Origin of the sequence: Paenibacillus sp. FSL K6-1217 (genome assembly GCF_045040735.1) — a bacterium.
In the GTDB taxonomy this organism is placed as follows: Bacteria; Bacillota; Bacilli; order Paenibacillales; family Paenibacillaceae; genus Paenibacillus_AQ.
The window spans coordinates 4,575,198-4,590,775 of the sequence record NZ_CP150271.1 but is presented as its reverse complement, the minus strand read 5'-3'; the positions used below and the strand labels follow the sequence as shown (position 1 = coordinate 4,590,775).

The following is a 15,578-nucleotide window of genomic DNA, read 5'->3' as shown; positions in this document are numbered from 1 at the left end:
CCCTTATCCCGGAGTCCTCCATATAAAATCAGTACTTGTCGTAGTCTTGCTCTTTATTTCGCTTTTTCTCTCGGCCAGAAGAAGCTGGAGCGGTCTTCTAGGGTCAGGACCCACTCCGCAAAGGTAGCTGGCGGCATGTTGCGAAGACTCGTATGCATTCTGCGGTTGTTGTAAAAGTCCATGTACCGGTCCACCGCTTCATAGGCCTCTTCGAACGTGTCGAAGGCCTCTTTGCGGAACAAATCCCGATCGATATTACTGTGGAACGATTCAATAAAAGCATTTAAATCCGGCGTTCGAGGCGGAATGCGTTCATGGGTCATTTCCCAGCTTTCACACATGTCGCCAAACAGATGGCTGACGAACTGGGGGCCGTTGTCGGTGCGGATCACCGGGCGCGCGCTGCCAGGGGCGCAGTGTTGCTCCATGGCGCGTCCCAGCGTCTGGCAGGCGTGCTTGGCCTCACACGACGATCCGCGGTGATAACCGACGATGACCCGGGTAAACACATCGATAATGCTCAGAACGAAGAAATGCCGGTCCCGTCCTGCCACATATCCGTATTTAATGTCCATCTGCCAGAGCTGGCCCGGGCCGGTAATGACTCGGTTCTCCGGCAACTTCCGGGGATGCTTAAAGCGCTTCTGACGCTGGGGCTGCAGGATCTCCAGCGCCTGACATAGCCGGTAGCTTTTCTTGTGATTGAGCCTCAGCTGGTGCTGGTTCCACAAGCACTTGGCCAGCAGCTTGTACCCGTACACGTGCTCTTCTCCAGCGACCAGTTCCAGGAGCATTTCCTGGATCTGCTCGTCGCTAATCTTCTCTCCCGATTCGGTCAGAGAGTAGCCGGGTACGGGTCTTCCGCGCCCCTGGAGTACGGCCTGTGCATCCTGTGACTTGCGTTTCTTACGGTCGTAGTACGTGGACTCTGCGAGCCCGATGAGACGTAGTACCAACGCTGCGGAATATCCCTGCTTAATGAACATCTCGGCTACCTCGATTTTTTCGGATAAGCAGGGGTGGGCTTTTTTAGCAGTTCACGCAGAATCTCAATCTCTAACTCCTTTTCACCGAGCATCTTCACCGCCTTCTCATATTTCTGCTCGACCTCTACCAGGCGCTTCAGTTCCTCTACCTGCTCCTGGGGGTACGGATGATCTTGTTCTCCATGGGCTTCCCGGTAATCCCTCACCCACTGATTCACCGTGGACGGAGTCACCCCATACTTTCGGGCAACCACCGCCGCCTTAATGCCAGATAACACCTCTTGCGCTGCCTTCTCTCTTGTTCCTGTTAAGTGTCCCATACCGTTCATCCTCCTCCTATCTTTAGTCTACATTTTTGTGGGGGAGGACTCCAACTTCATTAGGGGGCTGTGGAGAAAACAGCATACATTCTGCTGGTGCGCAGCGTATGATCCAAATGTATGTGGAAAACAGCATGCATTCTGCCGGTGCGCAGCGTATGATCCAAATGTATGTGAAAAACAGTATACATTCTGCTGGTGCGCAGCGTATGGGCCAAATGTATGTGAAAAACAGTATACATTCTGCTGGTGCGCAGCGTATGGGCCAAATGTATGTGGAAAACAGCATACATTCTGTCGGTGCGCAGCGTATGGGCCAAATGTATGTGAAAAACAGTATACATTCTGCCCTGGTGCGCAGCGTATGGGCGAAATGTATGCTAAAAACCGCATACATTGTGCCTCCGCGAAGGCAATCGAACCAATTCCCCCCTACAGCGGCTATTAGCATTGCCCTCATTTCTCTCTTTCATCTATTTACATCTTTTTCTTCGTTCCTTCTTTCTTCCAGTCTACCATGATTTCTCCCCGTTCATTCGTCTTGGCTGGTATGTGCCGCAGAACTTGGATGGTTACTTCAGCTGCTATGGCAGGGTACGAGCAGGGTACGATCAGTAGGCTATAACCGGAGGAAGCCTGAGAGGCTTGTTTATCTGGAAGCACTACTAGGAAGATATAAGGGGGAAAAGAAATGGTGCAGGCCATTCTACATGGAATTATCCTGGCCTTCGGGCTGATTCTGCCGCTGGGCGTACAGAACATATTCGTCTTCAATCAAGGGGCGCAGCATCCCAGATTCCGCAGTGTACTCCCTGTCGTACTGACGGCAGCGGTATGCGACACACTGCTTATCGCTGCGGCAGTCGGCGGAGTCTCCTTGGTCATTTTATCGCTGCGCTGGGTCACGCCTGTTATATATGGGGCAGGCATTCTGTTTCTCACCTTCATGGGCTGGAGAATCTGGCGCTCTACTCCAGCGAAGGATGAGTCGGGCCGACTCTCGGCGAAGGGACAGATCCTTTATGCGCTGTCTGTGTCCCTCCTGAACCCGCATGCTCTTCTGGATACGGTGGGCGTGATCGGGACTAGCTCGCTGCAATACGAAGGGGCGGTGCGCTGGACCTTCGCGGCGGCGACAGTGGCCGTCTCCTGGCTCTGGTTCCTGGGTCTTGCTGCAGCGGGCCGCCAGCTCGGCAGGCTGGATGCTTCGGGCAAGGTCATGAAGGGGCTGAATACCGTTTCCGCCCTGCTGATCTGGGCGATCGCCGTCTACATGGGAGTCCAGCTGTGGGGGCTGGTGTATGGCTAAGTGATTTCTCTTAAATTAGTCTTTACTCAATAGATCTGTTAATTCTTTAGAACTGCGATCTTTTAATTTCAACATTTTTTCGCTATTACTATCTTTAATCAAGAATCCACTTTTGGATTTAAAATCTAAATAAAAGCTGAATTTCACAACTTTGCTATTCGCGTAAGTAACATTCATTCGATATGTGGGGGGAGCCACATCCACAGCCCCGCGTACTTTTTTCACCGTTCTTATAGCATCGTCGAATATTCGCATGCTTTCAATATCAGTGTAAGTAATTTCCGCTGTTTCGGAAATAAGACTGACGCTAACAATCTCAGGATTTGGTCTGACTAACACATATATGAAAACAAGTAATATTATCAATGAAATTGAAATGATGCTGATTTTTCTCATAAACTCTCCCCTTATCGTAAGGTTCGGCAAGCCCGTTGCCAAACTGTTTCGAATTCTTCACACTTTATGGATATAGTTGTTTTATTTGACTCTATTCTATTGAATTTTCAAATTCGATCCCCTACTATTACAGATATAAACATAATGTTCTAAATTCTGGGATGTAGGAGGTGATGTTCCTTTGAAGCCTGCAGTCATGATTCGAGACCAGCTTGCAGATTATTTAACCCGGCATGAGATGTCTATTAATCACTTCGCCATAAGCTCCGGTATTAATTCCGGGACACTGAGCCGGATTATTAATGGTCATCAGCCCATTGCCATGAGCCATCTGGAGTTAATCACTGCAGGAATGGGGCTTAGCGAGGATTTTTTTTACAGCTTGTATGTGGAGGAATGCTTCTATTATTCGGCACCGACCTGGCGGCGGCTTCGCCCGTTCATTGTGAAATGTGCGGAACTGGGGCGTACCGATTGTATCGAGCGTCTGGTGGAGAACCTGCTGGATAATCTGACTTATGTACCCATGCTGTTTGAAGTGGCGGAAGGCTTGTTCCAGCAGGGCCACTGGCCGGCGGCTGCACTACTCTATGAGAATGTAAGCGCCAGCGAGAAATACCAGTACTCCGAACGCTTGGCCACCTGCCAATACCGCCTGTTCCAGATTGCTCTGGGTGATGACCAGAGCACGAACCTGCGCGCGGCCACTCTGTTCGAGAGCTACATCCCGCGCCTGAACGAGGCGGATCAGTTGGATGGGTTAAAGGATTTGTTGGAAGTCTATTATTCCTTGCAGCAGTGGCCTAAAGTTGATGAACTCGCAGAGAAGATGCTTGGACTGGCTACACTCCGTTATAATCTCCAGCTCCAGTCAAACCTTAATCAAGGTAACATTAAAACTTCTAAAACTCCACTATATCTCTATATTTTGCGCGCTCATCTCTTTCTCTCTAGTATTTGCATGGAATACGGGGATTATAAATCTGCTATAGAACTTGTGCCGCGCTATATGGACGGAAGCTGGATAAAGGAAGATGATGAAGAAGCGAGACGAACGTTAGTTCAGTTTAGAGAGTGGGGTACTGCGAACATTTACTTATACCGCATGCTGGATGGACAAATAGAAGTGCTAGACGAGTATGTCGAATATATATCTGCACAAACAGACGAGATATTTACGGCGATGTACAATATTATCCGATGTGCAAATTGGTATGATTGGAATGTTGATCACATTCTGGAGCGCTTCTCTGCCTATATCCCATATCGAACATATAAATCAGAATTCGGTCAATACAACTCACAGATTATGGCAGACAAACACGCCAGATTTCTCGCTGAATTGGCAAACTATTATTTGCATAATAAAAGAAACAGAGGGATTGAATTCTTACTAGAATGTTTGGAATCTTCATCTATTATAAACAATGAGAGTGTAGCAATCACTTGTGTCAATTTGTTTGAACAATACAGGGATGTTGCCAGTGCAGAAGAGTTGGAAAGATACAAACTTTTAATGAGAGAGGTGTGCAAACCAAATGAAAAAACAATTTATCAAGCTTCTGGTTCTATGTAGCTTATCTGTCGTAATTTTGTCTACAATTTCAACTAGTGGAATTGTAAAAGATAGCAGCATTCAGTCATTAATCCAAACTAATTCACATGGTATTGGTGGTTAACTGACCCATCAACTAACGTTCCCGTTTATTCCGGGAACGTTTTTTATTTGCTGATTTTTAAAGGGGATATATTCAGAACCTAACTGTCGTGTAGATGTACATACATTTATCAAACGGTTGATGTCAATTGTAAGAGGCAGAGCAGACTTACTGTTTCCTCGCCATGGTTTTGAAATTATTGTACCTATAACCAATATAGTAGATAATGCAAAGAGACCTATTTTATGCAGTTTTACATAAATATCTATAATGTTGCATAAGGAGGCGGGATTCCCATGCATAGTCCAGCAATCGTTAGAATTCGTATAGAGCAAGCTAGGAGTAAGCTTCATACATTACATATTCAATATGGCGGTTTCAATCACCCGGAGGTCTTGCGGCAATCCGTAGTACTGGATGAGCTGCTCAATGCCTACGATAATGCCTATCGGATGAACAAGCGTCCGCCTGCTTAAATATTGATCATGAAAATAACTGGAAATTTAAATATAAGATCCAACGGATACGTGTATAAAAGAGGTGGTAAATGCGGTGGAGCATACAGTCAAAATTCGAGACGAGATAGCGGCGTATCTCACAAAACATAAACTGTCTATTAATCAGTTTGCAATTGCCAGCGGAATTCATTCCGGTACACTCAGCCGGGTCATGAAGGGGCAACAAGCCTTGGCGATGAACCACCTGACCCGCGTGACCAGCGGGATGGGGCTGCCGGAGGATTACTTTTACAGTCAGTATGTGGATGAATGTTTATACGATTCGACACCGACCTGGCGGCGTTTACGGCCGTTCCTGCTGCAATGCGCGGCGTTATCGCGTCTGGATTGTATTGAGCGGGTGGCGCAGAATTTACTGGATAATCTGCTGTATGCACCGTTGCTGTTCGAGGTTGCGGAGGAGTTATTTGAGCAGAAAAACTGGCAGGCCGCAGCATTAATCTATGACAATGTGGGAGCCAGCGAGAAGTATCAGCATTCTGAACGGCTGGCTCTCTGCCAATATCGGCTCTTCCTGATTAATCTGGGTGATGATCCGCAGAAAAATCTAATCGCTGCTACTTTATTAGAGAATTATGTCGATAAGCTGGACGAAGTCAATCAGTTGGATGCGTTGAAGCAGTTGGCGGATATCTATCTCGCGCTTCAGAAATGGGACAAGGTATCTGAGGTTGTAGAAGAAATGCTCCGAGTGGCTTCCGTCCATTATGACCTTCATGGTGAATCAGGCCGTAGGCATAGAGATCGTAAGTTATATAAAAGGCCGCTGTATACTTATATATTACATGCTCAGCTTATGAGATCCTGTGTTTATGAAGAGATGGGAGATTACAAAACTGCGCTCGATATGATACCTATATATATGGATCATAGCTGGATACGGGAAGATGACGAAGAAGCGTGGCGTATTAAGGCTCAATATATAGAGTGGGGAACGGCTAATACGTATCTTTACCGCTTAATGGATGGGCAGATTGAGGTTCTTGATGCATATGTCGAATACATCTCAAATCACGAAAATGAAATATTCATGGCGCTGTTCAAGATCGTTCAAATGGCTAATCAGTATAAGTGGGACGTGGATCATGTGATACAGAGATTTGCGGACTACATTCCTTACCGGAAGGTTTATAGTATCTTTGGTGAACATAACAAATTTCTTCATGAAAAAAACTACACCCAGTTCTGCAGCGAACTGGGAACATACTATCTATCCCGCAAACGGTACAAAGGTGATGATGTGATCATGCAAAGCGTTGACTTATCCGCGAGATTAGACAGTGAGCAACAAGTGATCCGGGGGACAATATCCGTGGATTTCGAGATTGCGATTTCGGATATTCCGAAGTCGGGTTGAAGCACACACTTGCTTAGACAACTACGAATGTGTTCTACTCATACATGCATATTATGATTATACATTGTTATACAGACAGGCCCATGAACTTGTTCATGGGCCTGTTACATTTGTCTCCGTGCGCTACCCGCCAATCTGCGACATGCGGCGGGCGGTGGGGGTATGGCTCTGGGCTTTGTGCTCCAGGGCCAGCGCCATTTCATGGTTATGAGGCTTGTTGCCGAGCGCCTGGCGGAACAGGGCCTGCACGGCAGCGGGGTCGCTGATCAGTGGGCGCACATTATATTCGTCTTGCCAGTACAGGCAGGCTTTGATGTTGCCGTCGGCGGTCAGGCGCAGCCGGTTGCAATTGTCGCAGAAATGCTCGCTGACCGGGTGGATCAGCCCGAAGGTCCCTTTTGCACCGGTGACACGCCTATTCTGCGAAGGTCCGTTCCCGGAAGGCATGTCAGCCTCCTCGGTGGTCCAGCCCGCTTCCTTGCAGGCCTCTACTACAGTCTCCAGCGGCAGATAGGTCTGCCGCCAGGTATCGCTGGCGCTGCCGATTGGCATGTATTCAATGAAGCGCACGTTCAGCGGGCTATTCAGGGTCAAAGCGATGAATTCTTTGATCTCGTCATCGTTAATGCCTTTCATCAGCACGACGTTCAGCTTGATCGGAGACAGGCCAGCAGCTTCAGCGGCTTCGATTCCTTTCAGCACTTTGGCGACATCGCCGCCCCGGGTAATCATCGAGAAGCGCTCCGGCCGCAGTGAATCCAGGCTGATATTCACCCGGGATAGTCCGGCCTGCTTCAGGATAGCCGCTTTGGCTGGAAGCATCAGGCCATTCGTAGTCAATGATATATCTTCGATGCCGGGTATGACTGCGATCATAGAGACCAGCTTCTCCAGATCCTTGCGGACCAGCGGTTCGCCCCCGGTCAGCCGGACCTTCCGTAAGCCCAGTGGCGCAAGCGCCTCCACCACAGCGGCAATCTCCTCGTAGCTCATAATCTCGTCCTGCGGCTGGAATTGCATTCCTTCGGCGGGCATACAATAGATACAGCGCAGGTTGCAGCGGTCTGTAACCGAAATGCGGAGGTAATCATGTACGCGTCCAAAAGGATCAGTTAGCGGCTCCATAGCGTTGCTCCTTCACCTGTTGATTTTAGTTTAAATTTTAAAGAAAGCATCCCGCCGCGTCAATGCACAAGCAGACAACCTAAAGCATAGGGGACAGAAAGGTAAAGGAGCATCCTAATTATGACAAAAGTGCGACAATTACAGGGAATGGTCATAGAATGCTCACCGAAAGCGTTTAACATATTCGATATAATTTAGGTGCGGAAGATTCAAACTTTATAACCTTTTACTTTTGCGAAGCACAGCTATGATAACCGGAAGATTCAGGAGGCAGCCTCAGGTTCCCCCGGACATCCGGCAAACTAAGTAGGGAGGATTTGCAAAATGACTATACCAACCGTTCCATCGCTTGTCGTGCCGGAGGCTTGCAGCCGCTGGCTGGAGAGTCGGGGATTAATATATCAGCTACTGGTGGACTTCTATGGAAGAAAACCCTCACTCTCACTGGTCGCCCAGTGGAGCCGTAACCGTGAGATGAGTGTCGCTGCGGAGATGACCGAAGGCGGCCGTGAGCTGAAGCGTTATCTGTGCAGCCAAGAGCCATCCATGCTCCCGGCTATCTGTGAGAAAGAGAAGCTTGAATACAAACGTCTGATGAACGAGCGTGCGGTCAGCTCCTTCGTAGCCCGTGAAGCGGCTCAACTGGGCCGTGAGGAAGAATTCTGCAACGTGCTCTCGGATGTGTATGCTTCGGCAGGCATTGTCTTCAAGAAGTGCAGCGGCGAAGCCGATGACCATATTGCCATTGAGCTGGAATTCATGGCGGTGCTGCACGAGCGGATGCTGTACAACAGCTTCTCGATCCGCAGTGCCATGGAGCTGCTGGAAATTCAGGAGAGGTTCCTCGAAGAGCATCTGCTGAAGTGGACACCGCTATTCTGTGCAAGAATGAACGCTGCAACGGACAGCCCGCTGTATCTGGGACTCAGCCATATGCTGGAGGAATTCCTGCCGCAGGATCTGCACATGCTGCGTGCCTGGAAGGCTTCGCTGGAGAGCAGCGCAGCAGCCATGGCTTAATAAGCATCCATACTCAATCAATAAGGCGCCCTTCCATCAACCGGAAGGGCGCCTTATTTCTGCTTGGGGTCAACATGCTTTAAGTGTAGTCTGTACAACTAAAATGATGCTTGAACGCTAAGCAAATGGTTATAAATGTAGTCTGTACAACTAAATATCCCGATTTTTCCTAAAACAAGCGATACCGTTGTTTTTAATTGTACGGAATGCAGTTATACCGACTAATCAGGCTTTTAACCATCATTTAGGTGTACAAAATACAATTAGCAGATAAATGATCTGTCTGCATAGCAGACGGGGGTCTTGAACTTAAGCTTTCACTTTATAGGTTGTGATCTGGAGAATCCCCTTCAGGGAGAGTGGCGGAGGAGAAGTTTGGAACTGTAGGAGCGATAGCGTTCGCCTTTAGGTTGGAAATTCTACCGCAAAGAGCGGTTCAAATCAGGAATTTCCAACCTAACAGCGACCGGAAGTCCAAACATTCTCCGCAGTCACGGTCCTGCCTGAAGCGGAGGTGCCCCAGTTCACTCCATATAACTGAAACTGAAGTTCATCCCCCTATTTATTCGTAAGTCTTCTTACTCCGAAACCGCATCAGGAACTCATAGACCACCGGCACAACAACCAGGGTCAGCAGCGTGGAGCTGACGAGACCGCCGATGACGGTTACGCCAAGTCCCTTGGAGATGATCCCGGCGCTGTTCTCCAGGCCTGTCACCAGTGGCAGCAGGGCGCCAATGGTAGCCAGCGCAGTCATGAGAATCGGACGCAGCCTGGTAGCACCCGCCTCAAGCAGCGCTTTGCGGGTAGACATCCCCTCTTGCTCCTTATGGATTACGCGGTCAATTAAGACAATCGCATTGGTGACCACGATACCGATCAGCATCAGGGCACCCATCAGTGCGGAGACATTCAAGGTCTCGCCAGACAGGAGCAGGGCGACAAGGGCGCCAATGACTGTGAACGGCAAGGAGAACAGGATGGCGAAGGGAGCCAGACCACCGCCGAAGGTAACCACAAGCACGAAGTACACAATCGCAATAGCCGCCAGCATGGCGATGCCAAGCTGTCCGAAAGTCTCATTAATCTGCTCGGTGACCCCGCCGAAGGTGATGGTCACGCCATCCGGGAGATCAAGAGCATCTATTTTGTCCTGAACGGCGCCTGAGGCACTATTGATGTCACTTGAGATAATGTCGGCGGTTACCTCGACTTTCATTTTGCCGTCTTCGCGGGTAATGGAGTCCGGTGACTGGCCTTGCTCAATGCTTGCTACTTCGCCAATCGGTACGGTAATGCCCAGCGGAGAAGTGAGCGTAGCCGCCTGCATTTCTTCAATACTGCTGTAGGAATCCTTGTCGGTCTCGATGTAGACCTTATAATTCTTGCCGTCCAGCTCTACCTCAGTCAGTACAGGCCGGGTTCCGGCAGGGCTCAGCTTCATCGCAAGCTGTCCGGCTGTAAGACCCAGAGAGCTAAGCTTGGCCTGATCCGCTACGATGGTATATTGATCGTAGGCTTCAGAGAGGCTGGTCTTCCCGTCTTTGAAGTTCTTGGTGTCTTCCTTAACGATCCCGGCAACTTCATCCGCTACCGGTTTGAGCTGCTCCAGCGTATCGCCGTAGATATTGACAGTAAGGGTACTGCCGCCGAGTCCGCCTCCGGCCATGCCGGACAGATCGCCCCACACGCCATCTGGCACCTCTTTGGTTAAGCCTTCAATTAACTGTTCCTTCACGGTATCAAAATCAGGTGTATTGCTGTCATACGTGACATAGAACAAGCCTGAATTGCCTGAGCCCATTCCGAACGGGCTGCTGCCGCCGATCGAATATTGCATTTTATCCAGATGCTTCTGCGCTAGAATGAACTTCTCCGCCTTCAGGCCCAGCGCCTTCACATCCTCCAGCGTCTGCCCGGCCTTCGGGGAGAAGGTAAGCGTAACATTCTTCTCTTCCTGGGAAGGCAGGAAGCTAACGCCGATCGGCTTGATCAGGAACAGGCTGCCTGCCAGGAGCAGGACAGCAACACCGAAGGTAATTAGTTTATGCGAGAGGCACCAGTCCAGGATTCGGACATATCCGGCTGCCAATGCGCCAGGCTTGTCTTCGTGTCCCTTCTTCCCCTTCTTCAGTCCATTGCGGAACAGGGTATGGGCCAGTGCAGGCACCAGGGTAATGGCAACCACCAGCGAAGCCAGCAGTGCGAATACCATAGTGAGGGCAAACGGCAAGAATAGCTCACCGACCATACCGCTGACAAAAGCGAGCGGCAGGAAGACGGCAATCGTCACAATCGTCGAGGACATAATCGGCACAAACATCTCACGGGTAGCCGCGCTGATCAGCTCTCTGCCGCGCAGCTTCTCGCCGGACAGCGTAAGCCGCCGGAAAATATTCTCAATGACGACGATGGAGTCATCGACTACCCGCCCGATGGCCACGGTCATGGCGCCGAGCGTCATCATATTCAGCGTAATATCCATTTGCCGCAGACATAAGATCGCAATCAGCAGTGATAATGGAATCGAGATAATGGAAATAATGGTAGAACGGATATTGCGCAGGAACAGGAGGATGATAAGCACGGCGAACAGGGCGCCGAAGGCAGCCTTGGACAGCATCGTGTTCACCGAATCCTCAATCGGCTTACCTTGATCCAGCAGCACGGTGAGGTCCATCGACTTGTATTGCTTCTTCAGTTCTTCGGTCTTGTCCTTGACCCCGTTCACGACATCGACAGTGTTGGCATCATTGGCCTTCACAATCTGAATCCCGATCGATTCCTTGCCGTTGGTGCGGGAGATCGATTCTGACTTGCCGACCACTTCAATAGCGGCAAGCTCGCTCAGCTTCACGGTCGGCAGCCCGGTCATGGCACCCGCGCCAGCGCCGGTACCGCCAGTTGCAGCACTATTGCCGCCAGCCGCAGCAGCACCCGTACCGCCAGCCGCAGCAGCACCCGTACCGCCAGCCGCAGCAGCACCCGTACCGCCAGTTGCAGCACCGGCACCGCCTGAAGCTGCACCGCCTGCGGCCCCGGCTCCAGCACCAGCCGCGGGAGCAGAAGGAACGAGCGGAATGCGGACATTCTGCAAGTCCTCCACCGTAGTAATATTGCCGTCAACTACAACAGCCTTCTGTGATTTGTCCATCTCGAACAACCCGAGCGGAACCCGCAGGGAGGAGGCTTGAATGATGCCTTTGATCGTATCTTCGGTCAGCCCGTACTGCTTCAGCTTCTCCGGATTGAACTTCAGGGAGACCTCTTTGACATATTGTCCGGCAATCTGCACAGAGGCAACGCCTTCTATATCCTCCAGCGCCGGGCGGATATCATTCTCGGCAACCCGGGTCAGCTCCTCCAGATCGCCGGAGCTCTCATCAGAGATACTGAGGGAGATGACCGGCAGCGAGCTGAGGCTGAAGCGTGAGATTTGCGGCTTTTGCACATTATCCGGCAGGGCCACCTCGTTCAGCGCCTCGCGCACCGCGGCTGTCGCATTGTCCAGATTGGTACCGTAGTTGAATTCAATGGTTACACTGGACGCATTTTCAAGGGAGGTGGAGGTCAGCATCTTGACCCCGTCCACATTGCGGAGCTTCTGCTCCAGCGGCTTGCTGACGTCATTCACGACGCCTTCGGGTGCGGCTCCAGGATAAATAGTAGTAATGCTGAGATAAGGGATACTAATGTTGGGCAGGGTCTCCTGCTTCATGGTCATCCCGCTGTACAGACCGGCGAAGACAATAATGATCGTCAGCAGCCAGACGGCGAATTTGTTGCGGAGCGAGAAATTAATTAGGCTTTTCATCAGTAAAAAGAACCTCCAGTACATTTCATCTTGATCTTACAGGTGTGCCGCATCTGCGCTTAATGAAGTCCGCAGGAAGTGTGCATATAAGGGGCGAATACTTTCTTCAATTGACTTAGCTCGCCGGACAGCCCGGGATACCCCTCAAGATTGGCCAGCATTCCCTGAATGATCGCTTTACGGGGCTGGGAGGTAAGGATTTCGTTCTCCAGAATGCTCAGGGACTCCAGGCCGTCTTCCGCATGCTCCTGGTGCATTCCGTCCGCTTCACTGAGCAGGAGCTTCATCGCCTTAATCAGTTGAAGCGGGCTCTGGCGAGGGCCTTCCCCTTGACCCTCAGCCCATCCGGCCAGCACTGCGGAAGAGATCAGGGGGACTGGCTGTCTTGCAAGCAGGCCGGACACCATAATGTCCAGCCAGTCCACCAGCCGGTCAGCCAGCTCAGGGATAGCAACCACGGTCTCCCGGCCGAACAGCAGCTTGATGCTGGAGTTGATCATCCCATGGCTGAGCACGCATAGGTCGCCCGCATAGGGCAGGATCCCGGGGCCGTACATGAGCTCCAGCTTCTGCTGGAACCAGCGCAGGAGGGCGGCGTTGTTCTGCTTCACCCAATCGGGAATCTCGGCCACGCCTCTTCCTGCCAACTCCTGGAACTGGCGCTGCAGGAATTCGCGCAGCTCGTAGACGTGGCTAAGCAGAATTTCGAGTTGGTTGCGCAGCTTCTCCCGGGGATCTCTTCCGGTAGCCTGCTCTTCCTGCTGCAAGGGATCATGAATCATCCGGAAGCAATAGATGTATATGCTGCGCTCCAGCTCGTCTTTGGATTTGAAGACCAGATATAGACTTCCTTTGGAGATCCCGCATAATTCGGCAATCTCCTGCATGGAGGTGGAGGAGGAGCCTTTGACAGCGAATAGCTGCATGGCGGTCTTGATGATCAGTTCTTTTTTGGTCGTGCTATTAGCGGTCAAGGCTAGATAGGCCCCCGTTCTGACTAGACAGTTCTATATTTGACTGAAAGGTCAGTGAGATTATATTATATATCCTGCGGCATTACAAATTTGCAGGTTTCAGTAGGAAGAATCGGATTCTTCATGTAAGATATAAATGTGTCAGTTCAGTGATAATCGGCGGAATGAGAAGGTAGGGTACATATGAGAAGAGGACTGCAGGCTATAGTCATCATAGCGGCTATGCTGGCTTTTTATTATTTTGGATTTGGGATATTCGGCAGCACAGCCGGAACCATTATCAGTATTTTTTCCACATTGACGGTCATCTCTATCGGATTGGGTATATTCATGGAGAACCGCAATCCTTCGACCACTGTATCCTGGATTCTGCTGCTGGCGCTGATTCCGGTGCTGGGCCTGGTGTTCTACTTCCTGTTCGGACAGAATGTGTTCAAACGCCGCAAGTATGACAAAAAAGCCCAGCGCGATCTGATGGCCTATGAGCGGATTGAGAATGATGCGCTGCGGATGCACCAGGACTGGTCGGTATTCAGCCCCTCGCGCCAGAAGCTGCTGGGTCTGTCGCAGAGACTGGGCCGGACGCCGATCTCCTTCAGCTCGGAGACGCGCATCCTGACGAACGGTGAGGAGACCTTCGGGACGCTGCTGCTGGAGCTGCGGCAGGCGCAGCATCATATCCATATGGAATATTATATTTTCCGGGCAGATCATATCGGTACGCGCATTCAGCAGATTCTGATTGAGAAAGCCCGTGCGGGCGTTGCGGTCCGGTTCATGTATGATGCGGTCGGGAGCATTCAGCTCTCCAGAGCCTTCCTCAAGGAACTCAGCGATGCGGGGGTGCAGGTGGCTGCTTATGGGAACTCGACTTCCTTTTTCTCCAGCAGAGTGAACTACCGGAACCACCGCAAGATCGTGGTCATCGACGGCGATGTCGGATTCATGGGCGGGCTGAATGTCGGGGACGAGTACTTGAGCCGCAGCAAGACCTACGGGTTCTGGCGGGACACGCATATGCTGCTGAGAGGCGAAGCGGTGCGGACGATGCAGATTATCTTCCTGCAGGACTGGATGCATACCACCGGCGAGAAAATCATGGAGCAGGATTACCTCTCCCCGCAGCTTCGCTTCACCACCGGTGACGGGGCGGTGCAGATTATTGCCAGCGGACCGGATAACGAGCGGCGTGCGCTCAAAAATATTTTCTTCTCCATGATTACTACCGCGGAAAAATCAGTCTGGATCGCCAGTCCCTACTTCATCCCCGATGAGGATATCCTGACCGCGCTGCGTGTGGCAGCGATGTCGGGGCTGGATGTCCGCCTGCTATTCCCGGCCAAGCCGGATAAATGGATTCCGTTCCTGGCCTCCCATTCCTACTTCCCGGCGCTGCTGGAGTCCGGCGTGAAGATCTATGAATATGAGAAGGGCTTCATCCACTCCAAGCTGCTGATCGCAGACGGGGAGATTGCCACGATCGGAACGGCCAACATGGATATGCGCAGCTTCCATCTTAACTTTGAGGTGAACGCGCTGCTGCTGCAGACCGAGAGTGTCTCGCGCATTGTCGCAGACTTCGAGCGTGACCTGCAGTCCACGCGGCAGATTGTCCATGAGACCTTCATGGAGAAAAGACTGCTGGAGCGGCTGCTGGAATCCGCAGCCCGGCTGATGTCCCCGCTGCTGTAAGCGGACGACCGGCAGACTGAAATAGAAACGGTACCGACCCTTGGGGCGCGGTACCGTTTTTTTGTAAAGATAAGAATGTATAGGCTTCGCGCTATAATTATCCTTATCTTTCTCGCTGAAACGGTACCGTCCTTCAAAAGGACGGCAATGCCGTTTCCACTTGTTTTAGGAAATTATGATTTTCTTCTGAGGAAGTTCAACGAGTGGCAGTGTTGCTGAATGTGACTGAAGCGGCACATGGCCTGGAATGTATGCGAAAAACAGCATACATTGACTCAGATGCAGGCTCATAGGCCAAATGTATGCGAAAAAAAGTATACATTGTACTCGGATGCAGGCTGATGGCCCGAATGTATATGAAAAACAGCATACATTGATTCAGATGCAGGCTCATGGTCACAATGTATGC

At 50.9% G+C, this 15,578-nt stretch carries 13 protein-coding genes; 7 read left to right on the top strand and 6 right to left on the bottom strand.

What is annotated here, in order from left to right; translation table 11 throughout:
* Nucleotides 1-53 precede the first annotated feature (53 nt).
* Both MHH28_RS20240 and MHH28_RS20235 read right to left on the bottom strand, forming a co-directional pair.
* Nucleotides 54-986 carry an IS3 family transposase gene (locus MHH28_RS20240; RefSeq protein WP_405104868.1) on the bottom strand — a complete coding sequence of 311 codons (933 nt, stop codon included), beginning with the start codon at nucleotides 984-986 and terminating at the stop codon, nucleotides 54-56.
* A gap of 5 nt (nucleotides 987-991) precedes the next feature.
* Entirely contained in the window at nucleotides 992-1,306 is a 315-nt protein-coding gene (locus MHH28_RS20235; RefSeq protein ID WP_340750738.1) for a helix-turn-helix domain-containing protein, read from the bottom strand.
* A 107-nt stretch (nucleotides 1,307-1,413) separates the two neighbouring features.
* Between MHH28_RS20235 and MHH28_RS20230 the strand changes: the two genes are divergently transcribed.
* Together MHH28_RS20230 and MHH28_RS20225 are read left to right on the top strand one after the other, a co-directional pair.
* Complete coding sequence (locus tag MHH28_RS20230) at nucleotides 1,414-1,827, top strand: hypothetical protein (RefSeq protein WP_405104920.1); 414 nt, start codon at nucleotides 1,414-1,416, stop codon at nucleotides 1,825-1,827.
* A 170-nt stretch (nucleotides 1,828-1,997) separates the two neighbouring features.
* A complete protein-coding gene (locus MHH28_RS20225; protein ID WP_405104918.1) occupies nucleotides 1,998-2,615 on the top strand; it encodes a LysE/ArgO family amino acid transporter in 618 nt (205 codons plus the stop codon).
* A 15-nt stretch (nucleotides 2,616-2,630) separates the two neighbouring features.
* Here MHH28_RS20225 and MHH28_RS20220 read toward each other — a convergent pair whose 3' ends face one another.
* On the bottom strand, nucleotides 2,631-3,011 hold the full coding sequence (locus MHH28_RS20220) for a hypothetical protein (RefSeq protein WP_405104916.1): 381 nt from the start codon (nucleotides 3,009-3,011) through the stop codon (nucleotides 2,631-2,633).
* A gap of 181 nt (nucleotides 3,012-3,192) precedes the next feature.
* Between MHH28_RS20220 and MHH28_RS20215 the strand changes: the two genes are divergently transcribed.
* The 3 genes from MHH28_RS20215 to MHH28_RS20205 all read left to right on the top strand — a co-directional run bounded on the left by MHH28_RS20215 (nucleotide 3,193) and on the right by MHH28_RS20205 (nucleotide 6,544).
* On the top strand, nucleotides 3,193-4,587 hold the full coding sequence (locus tag MHH28_RS20215; RefSeq protein WP_405104914.1) for a helix-turn-helix domain-containing protein: 1,395 nt from the start codon (nucleotides 3,193-3,195) through the stop codon (nucleotides 4,585-4,587).
* A gap of 378 nt (nucleotides 4,588-4,965) precedes the next feature.
* The gene (locus tag MHH28_RS20210; protein ID WP_036726170.1) at nucleotides 4,966-5,145 is read left to right on the top strand and encodes an aspartyl-phosphate phosphatase Spo0E family protein; all 180 of its coding nucleotides are present in this window, start codon (nucleotides 4,966-4,968) and stop codon (nucleotides 5,143-5,145) included.
* A 76-nt stretch (nucleotides 5,146-5,221) separates the two neighbouring features.
* Nucleotides 5,222-6,544, top strand: a complete 1,323-nt coding sequence (locus tag MHH28_RS20205; protein ID WP_405104912.1) for a transcriptional regulator — start codon at nucleotides 5,222-5,224, stop codon at nucleotides 6,542-6,544.
* Between the two features lie 123 nt (nucleotides 6,545-6,667).
* Here the strand turns inward: MHH28_RS20205 and moaA are convergent, their stop codons facing one another.
* Entirely contained in the window at nucleotides 6,668-7,669 is a 1,002-nt protein-coding gene (gene moaA, locus MHH28_RS20200; protein ID WP_405104910.1) for a GTP 3',8-cyclase MoaA, read from the bottom strand.
* A 324-nt stretch (nucleotides 7,670-7,993) separates the two neighbouring features.
* Here moaA and MHH28_RS20195 point away from each other — a divergent pair, with 324 nt between their 5' ends.
* Nucleotides 7,994-8,689 carry a molecular chaperone gene (locus MHH28_RS20195; RefSeq protein WP_405104908.1) on the top strand — a complete coding sequence of 232 codons (696 nt, stop codon included), beginning with the start codon at nucleotides 7,994-7,996 and terminating at the stop codon, nucleotides 8,687-8,689.
* Nucleotides 8,690-9,251: 562 nt separating this feature from the next.
* Here the strand turns inward: MHH28_RS20195 and MHH28_RS20190 are convergent.
* Together MHH28_RS20190 and MHH28_RS20185 are read right to left on the bottom strand one after the other, a co-directional pair.
* Nucleotides 9,252-12,503, bottom strand: a complete 3,252-nt coding sequence (locus MHH28_RS20190) for an efflux RND transporter permease subunit (protein ID WP_405104906.1) — start codon at nucleotides 12,501-12,503, stop codon at nucleotides 9,252-9,254.
* Between the two features lie 59 nt (nucleotides 12,504-12,562).
* Nucleotides 12,563-13,477, bottom strand: coding sequence for a TetR/AcrR family transcriptional regulator (locus MHH28_RS20185; protein ID WP_405104905.1), 915 nt, complete (start codon nucleotides 13,475-13,477; stop codon nucleotides 12,563-12,565).
* A gap of 183 nt (nucleotides 13,478-13,660) precedes the next feature.
* Here MHH28_RS20185 and cls point away from each other — a divergent pair, with 183 nt between their 5' ends.
* Nucleotides 13,661-15,169 carry a cardiolipin synthase gene (gene cls / locus MHH28_RS20180; RefSeq protein ID WP_405104903.1) on the top strand — a complete coding sequence of 503 codons (1,509 nt, stop codon included), beginning with the start codon at nucleotides 13,661-13,663 and terminating at the stop codon, nucleotides 15,167-15,169.
* Nucleotides 15,170-15,578 lie beyond the last annotated feature (409 nt).